The organism is Ferrovibrio sp., assembly GCF_035304305.1.
Taxonomy (GTDB): Bacteria; Pseudomonadota; Alphaproteobacteria; order Ferrovibrionales; family Ferrovibrionaceae; genus Ferrovibrio.
On sequence record NZ_DATGQG010000126.1, the window covers coordinates 1 to 6512 of the forward strand.

The following is a 6512-nucleotide window of genomic DNA, read 5'->3' on the forward strand; positions in this document are numbered from 1 at the left end:
CTGCTGCGGAACACTTCGGTGTGGAATTTCTTCGATTGCTGCGCGATCTCGCTGCCCCTGCCCGTGTCGGGGCTGCATGTCGGCCTGATGCTGGTGGCGCGCAACGGCCAGGATCACCGCCTGCTGCGGATCGCCGCCGGGGTCGAGGCCCTGCTGGCGCGGCAGTAGTTAATTAAAGGTTTTCAACGGGATAATCCGATTGACCCGACTCGGCCCGCGGGCTATCGTTCACGTCATGAACGCACCCGCGGGCAAGCCGGCCGAACCCAGCCAGGACGCTGCCACCATGGCCGCCCTTCTGGATGCCATCGGCGCCTCCGACGAGCATACCCAGCGCAGCCTCGCCGGCCGGCTGGGTATCGCGCTCGGGCTGGCCAACGCGCTGCTCAAGCGCTGCGTCTCCAAGGGCCTGGTGAAGATCCAGGCCGCCCCGGCGCGGCGCTATGCCTATTACCTGACGCCCAAGGGCTTTGCCGAGAAAAGCCGGCTGGTGGCGGAGTATCTGAGCGTCTCGCTTTCCTTCTTCCGCCGTGCCCGCGGTCAGTATGAGGAGGCCTTCACGAAAGCCGCCTCGCGCGGCGTGCGGAAGGTCGCCATTGCCGGCGCGGGCGAGCTGGCCGAGATCGCCCTGCTATCGGCCTCCGCCGCGGGCCTGAGCGTGGTGGCGGTCATCGCGCCGGGCCGCAACGTCGCGGATTTCCATGGCCGCCCTGTCTGCGCCGATCTGCGGGCCGCGCTGAAGCTGGGTGCCGAACTGGTGGCGATTGCCGATACGGCCGCACCGCAGACCGTCTACGACGCCATGGCGAAAGATCTGCCTCCGGGGCAGCTGGTGGTGCCCCCGCTGCTGCATGTCACGCCGAAGGCAGGCGGCCGCAATACTGACGGTACGAAGGAGCGGGCGGCATGATCTCCTGGTTTGCCGTCTATACCCAGCCGGGCAAGGAGAAGCTGGCCGCGCAGCATCTGCAGAACCAGGGCTTTGGGGTCTATCTGCCGCAGTACCAGAAGATGCGTCGCCATGCCGGCAGGACGGAGATCGTCGCGGCGCCGCTCTTTCCCCGCTACCTCTTCGCCGGGATCGACATGGAAGCGCAGCGCTGGCGGTCAGTGAACGGCACGCGCGGCGTCGTCGGCCTGGTGATGAGTGGCGACAAGCCGATCCCGGTGCCGGAACCGGTGATCGCGGAAATCCGGGCCCGCGAGGATGACAAGGGCTTCATCCGGCTGAACCCGCCGCAGTTCCGGCCGGGCCAGACCCTGCGCGTCGTCGAAGGCCCGATGGCCGATACCCAGGCCCTGTTCGAGGAGGCCGTGGATGGCAACCGCGCCATCCTGCTGGTCTCGCTGCTGGGCCGCCTGGTGCGCACGCAGATGCCGCTACGCGCGGTCGAAGCGGCGTAAGGCCGCAGCCTCTGGTCAGCCACCCGCTTCGGGTCTATAAGCCGCCGCCATGAGCAAACCCGCCCCTGCGAATACCGCGCCGAAGGTCGGCCTGGTCAGCCTCGGCTGCCCCAAGGCGCTGGTCGATTCCGAGCGCATCGTCACCAAGCTCCGCGCCGAAGGCTATGCGATCTCCGGCTCCTACGACGCCGCCGATGTCGTGCTGGTGAATACCTGCGGCTTCCTCGACAGCGCCAAGCAGGAATCGCTGGAGGCGATCGGCGAGGCGATGCGCGAGAACGGCCGCGTCATCGTCACCGGCTGCATGGGCGTCGAGGCGGACCGGATCCGCGGCATGTTTCCCGATGTGCTGGCAATCACCGGGCCGCAGCAATACGAGGCCGTGGTTGAAGCCGTGCACGAAGCGGCGCCGCCGACCCACGACCCCTTTGTCGACCTGGTGCCGCCGCAGGGCATCAAGCTCACGCCCCGGCATTACGCGTATCTGAAGATCTCGGAAGGCTGCAACCACAGCTGCAGCTTCTGCATCATCCCGAGCATGCGCGGCAGGCTGACCAGCCGGCAGAGCAATGACGTGCTCTACGAGGCCGAACGGCTGGTAAAGGCGGGCGTCAAGGAGCTGCTGGTCATTTCGCAGGATACCTCGGCTTACGGCGTCGATCTGAGACATGCCGAGAGCGACTGGCGCGGCCGCAAGGTGAAGGCGCGGCTGACCGAGCTCTGCGAGGCCATGGGCAGTCTCGGCGCCTGGGTGCGGCTGCATTACGTCTACCCCTATCCGCATGTGGACGAGGTCATCCCGCTGATGGCCGAGGGCAAGCTGCTGCCCTATCTCGACATTCCCTTCCAGCATGCCGAGCCGCGCGTGCTGAAGGCGATGCGCCGGCCGGGCAACCAGGAGAAGGTGCTGCAGCGCATCCGCGCCTGGCGGGAGACCTGCCCCGACCTTGCCATCCGCTCCACCTTCATCGTCGGCTTTCCCGGCGAGACCGATGCCGATTTCGAGTTCCTGCTGCAGTGGATGCGGGAGGCCGAGCTCGACCGCGTCGGCTGCTTCAAATACGAAAATGTCGAGGGCGCCGCCGCCAACGACCTGCCGGGCCATGTGCCGGACGAGGTCAAGCAGGAACGCTGGGAGCGTTTCATGGCCGCCCAGCAGACGATCAGTGCGGAACGGCTGAAGCGCTTCGTCGGCCGTACGCTCGACGTGCTCGTCGACGAAACCAGACGCACCACGGCCGTGGGCCGCTCCTTCGCCGACGCGCCGGAAATCGACGGTGTGGTAAAAATAAAAAATGCCGCCGGGGTGCAGGTCGGCGACATCGTCAGGGTGAAGATCGACAAGGCGGACGCCTACGATCTGATGGGCACGCAGATCCGCTAACCTGTAATACCTTCACCCTCGGCCCATGCCTGAAAGGCCAGTAACGTCCAGAGCTGCCAGCTTGTATCGCGGCGCCCAGACAACAGGTCCGTCAGCCAGCGCCGAACTGGCTCCGGGTTGATCATGCCCTGGCGGCGCAGAAATCCGGGATCGCTGGCGGCACGCAGCCGGTCGCGCAGACTGGTGCACAGCCAGTCCGCGATCGGCATCTCGAAACCCTTTTTCGGGAGCTTGAAAACATCCGGCGGCAGCCGGTCGGAAAAAGCATCCCGGAGAATGGCTTTGCCACGGCCTCTTTCGAGCTTCCATGCGCCCGGAATGGCCGCAGCGACATCCGTTACGTCCCTGTCCAGGAACGGGCTGCGCACTTCCAGCGCATTCGCCATGCTCATCAGATCGACTTTCCGCAGCATGTCGCCTGCAAGGCCGATCCGCTGCTCGGCAAACAGCATCCGGTTGACCGGATCGCCGGATGCCGCTTCATGGGCTGCGGCGAAAAGCAGCCCGGCATTGGGTGCCGGGGAATATCCGGGCAGCAGTTCCTCCAGTTCAGCCTCATCCAGCTGTGCAGCCCAGCCGGCCTGACGCGCCACCGCCGGCTTGTCGGCATGGGCTGCAAAACGACGGATCCGCCGCAGGAGTTCCAGCCAGCGGCTCCGCTTGCCCTCAGGCAGGTGGTCGAGAAGAGGCAGGATCATGCTGCGGCGCATAGGAGCAGGCAGCGACTGCCAGAGCCCGGCGTAGAATTCACCCTGGTATTTCCGGTACCCGGCGAATATCTCGTCCGCGCCGTCACCGGAAAGCGCAACGGTGACATGACGCCGGGTCTCGCGCGCCAGCAGGTACACCGGCAGGGCGGAACTGTCCGCAAAGGGTTCATCGCAGGCAGAGAAAACATCCTCGATGGCGGCCTGCGCAGCACCGGCGTCGATTTCGACTTCGGTATGCTCCAGTCCGAGATAGTCGGCAACTCTACGTGCCGCAGGCCGCTCCTCGTAGTAGCCCGCGGCGCCCGGAAAACCGACGGTAAAGCTTCTCACGCGCCTGTTCTGCGCAGCCAGGGACGCGCAGACAATCGCCGAATCAATACCGCCCGACAGGAAGGCGCCGACAGGCACGTCGGACACAAGGCGATCCAGCACGGCGCGGTCGAAGGCCTCCCGCAGGGCCGCGATCGCCTCACCCCTGTCTGTAAACACCGGCTGCTGCGGCCGCGGGCCTTCGTCCCAGCGGCGCATCGTGAAACCTCCGGAATTGAATCTGGCAATGCTGCCGCCAGGCAACTTCCGGGCCGACTTCAGGATCGTCCACGGAGCCGGGATGTAGCGCAGGGCAAAGAGAAGCTTCAGCGCCTGCTGATCGACCTCGGCCGGAATCGGCAATAGCGCCCGGAGAGCCTTCAAATCGGAAGCAAAGGCACATGCACCACCATCCAGCGCGTAGACCAGAGGCTTTTTGCCGAAACGGTCGGTTGCGAGTACCAGATCCTTGCTGCGTGGATCCCATATTGCGAAAGCGAACATCCCCGAGAGTTTCGGCAGCAGCGCCTCGCCCCACTGCCGCCAGCCGGCGAGAAGGACTTCGGTGTCGGAATGCGAGTCGAATGCATGGCCGAGACGCTCGAGCTCTGATCGCAGCGCCGCATGGTTATAGATCTCGCCGTTGAACGAGATGACATATCCATGCCGTTCCATCGGCTGTCGGGCCGCATCGCTCAGGTCTATGATCGCAAGCCGGGTATGGATCAGCGCACAATGGGCGTCGGACCATGTGCCGTTGCCGTCCGGACCGCGGGGGCGCAGTCGCGCGAGCGCGCCATCCAGCCTTGACGCGAGCGCCATCGGTTCCAGGCCGGCGGGTCGCACCAATCCGGCAAGGCCGCACATCAGACCAGCTCCCGCATCAGCTTGGCGTAGCCCGCCGCGATCACCCGGCGGTCAAAATCAGATGCCCGCTGCTGTGCCGCGGCGGCCATGCCACGCGCCTGATCGGGATCAGCAAGGCAGGCCTCCATGGCAGCGGCCAGTGCCTCCGGATCGCCGGGGCGCACCAGCCGACCGTTCACGCCGTCGACGATGATGTCGCGAGGGCCGTGAGGGCAGTCGGTGGCGATCACCGGCAAGCCGGCGGCCATCGCTTCGACGATCACATGCCCGAATCCCTCCCAGCGCGAGGACAGCACGAAAATATCCGCATTGGCGACAACCTCCATCGGCTCGGCGGCGTAGCCATGCAGACGCACCCTGTCGCCCAGACCGCACGCGGCAATCTTCTGCTCCAGCGCCGGGCGGTCCGGTCCCTCGCCGACAATCACGAGATCGGCGGGACGCATCAGACGGGCGAACGCGTCGATCAGGATGTCGAATCCCTTCTGTCTGGTTAGCCGTCCCACGGCGACGAACAATGGCCGCTGCCTGCCCGCAAGGGCAGGATGCGAACGCGCAGCGGCCGCGCGCTGTCGCAATGCGTCGATATCAACAGGATTTCCGATGGTCCGCACGGAGGCTTCCGGCAGGCTGTAATCGTCGGTCAGCTCCGCTGCCACGCCATGGGAAAGTGCCACGACGGCATCCGCTCGCCGGTATGCCCAGCCAGCCGCGCGACGGCGCACCCATCCGAGATCCCCTCGCGCACGGTGACTGTTGGTTTCCCGCACAATGACCGGCAGGCCCGGCGTGAACATACCGGCGAGCACGGCCAGAATGTTGGCGTCGATCATGGTGGACAGCAGGATATCCGGCCTGATGTCGCGGATAACGCGCAGGAGCGGCCAGAGGGCAGATCGACTATGCCTGCAATCCAGAACGCGCAACGCAACTCCCGGGTCAACCCAGGAACGCGCCATGCCGTCGCCCCGAATGGCCACCAAAGTCGGGCTGACACCCTCGACGGGCAGTGTATTCGCCAGATTGATGATGGTGCGCTGGGCGCCGCCGACATCGAGATCGGGGAGGAGCAGCAGGGCGCGCATCGGTTCTAGCGACGCGCCACAAAGAGCTCGCGTGGAACCGGCGACAGGCTCGTCGGAAACTGACCGAGGCGGCGAACCTGCGCGAAGCCGAGGTCCTTCAGGAAGCCCTCAATCCAAGCCGGACCATCGGGCTTCATGAAATCGAGCTGGCGGGCCCAGCGGGTTGCCGTCTCCTCCGGCTGGCCGGTGTCAAAGACCATCGCCTTCCCGGCGCGACCAGCCAGGTCCCGCAACAGGTCTTCGGCACCCTTCTGCCCGTAATGCCGGACCCAGTGATGGAAAATCGAGAGGCAGATGACAACGTCGCATTTCGGCAAGCCCTTTATCGAGTTCGTGTCCAAGAGCATTTCAAAGAAGGCGACGTTGCGCACACGGTGAACGTCAGCACGGGCGCGCGCAACCATAAGCTCGGCGCGATCATTGTCGAAACCGAGACAGATGCCGCCTTTCTCGGCGAACCGGAATGTAAAATATCCCTGGTTGCAACCAACATCCAGAACCGACGGACGCTCCAGATCGGCCAATTCGGCTGCCGCGGCAGCAAACCGCGCCGCGCAGGCACGAGAATCATTTCCCGCGTGGCTGAAGGGGTCGGGCTGGTAATTGTGCGTCAGGCGGAAAAGGGTTTGCACCGCAAGCCGCAGGGCGAGTGAGATCTGACTCGTCCGGTGCAGCCCTGCATTAATAAGATCGCTCAGTTTCATGAATTCCGCATTTCCCCCGTCTCATCGAGGTGCTTTCTCAGTTTGGCGA

The 6512-nt window shown here is 65.2% G+C and carries 6 protein-coding genes; 3 read left to right on the forward strand and 3 right to left on the reverse strand.

The genetic code is table 11. The features are described from left to right. Positions 1–235 precede the first annotated feature (235 nt). From VKZ87_RS14210 to rimO, 3 genes are read left to right on the forward strand one after another with little or no spacing between them, the layout of a single operon-like run. A complete protein-coding gene (locus tag VKZ87_RS14210) occupies positions 236–910 on the forward strand; it encodes a winged helix-turn-helix transcriptional regulator (RefSeq protein WP_324221919.1) in 675 nt (224 codons plus the stop codon). Next, positions 907–1404, forward strand: a complete 498-nt coding sequence (gene nusG / locus VKZ87_RS14215; RefSeq protein ID WP_324221920.1) for a transcription termination/antitermination protein NusG — start codon at positions 907–909, stop codon at positions 1402–1404. Before VKZ87_RS14210 ends, nusG begins: the two co-directional genes overlap by 4 nt. A 49-nt stretch (positions 1405–1453) precedes the next feature. Continuing rightward, a complete protein-coding gene (rimO, locus tag VKZ87_RS14220) occupies positions 1454–2788 on the forward strand; it encodes a 30S ribosomal protein S12 methylthiotransferase RimO (RefSeq protein ID WP_324221921.1) in 1335 nt (444 codons plus the stop codon). Here the strand turns inward: rimO and asnB are convergent. Genes asnB through VKZ87_RS14235 form a run of 3 tightly spaced genes read right to left on the reverse strand, consistent with a single transcriptional unit; the run spans position 2785 to position 6463 of the window. After that, on the reverse strand, positions 2785–4674 hold the full coding sequence (asnB, locus tag VKZ87_RS14225; RefSeq protein WP_324221922.1) for an asparagine synthase (glutamine-hydrolyzing): 1890 nt from the start codon (positions 4672–4674) through the stop codon (positions 2785–2787). The genes rimO and asnB overlap by 4 nt on opposite strands. Further along, positions 4674–5759 carry a glycosyltransferase gene (locus VKZ87_RS14230; protein ID WP_324221923.1) on the reverse strand — a complete coding sequence of 362 codons (1086 nt, stop codon included), beginning with the start codon at positions 5757–5759 and terminating at the stop codon, positions 4674–4676. The genes asnB and VKZ87_RS14230 overlap by 1 nt, the downstream gene beginning before the upstream one ends. 5 nt (positions 5760–5764) lie before the next feature. Next, positions 5765–6463, reverse strand: a complete 699-nt coding sequence (locus VKZ87_RS14235) for a class I SAM-dependent methyltransferase (protein WP_324221924.1) — start codon at positions 6461–6463, stop codon at positions 5765–5767. Positions 6464–6512: the final 49 nt, after the last annotated feature.

What these genes read in the sequence shown, in the direction of transcription:
- rimO (WP_324221921.1), top strand. Translation starts at nt 1,454, where the DNA reads ATGAGCAAACCCGCCCCTGCGAATACCGCGCCGAAGGTCGGCCTGGTC.
- VKZ87_RS14210 (WP_324221919.1), top strand. Translation starts at nt 236, where the DNA reads ATGAACGCACCCGCGGGCAAGCCGGCCGAACCCAGCCAGGACGCTGCC.
- nusG (WP_324221920.1), top strand. Translation starts at nt 907, where the DNA reads ATGATCTCCTGGTTTGCCGTCTATACCCAGCCGGGCAAGGAGAAGCTG.
- VKZ87_RS14230 (WP_324221923.1), bottom strand. Translation starts at nt 5,759, where the DNA reads ATGCGCGCCCTGCTGCTCCTCCCCGATCTCGATGTCGGCGGCGCCCAG.
- asnB (WP_324221922.1), bottom strand. Translation starts at nt 4,674, where the DNA reads ATGTGCGGCCTTGCCGGATTGGTGCGACCCGCCGGCCTGGAACCGATG.
- VKZ87_RS14235 (WP_324221924.1), bottom strand. Translation starts at nt 6,463, where the DNA reads ATGAAACTGAGCGATCTTATTAATGCAGGGCTGCACCGGACGAGTCAG.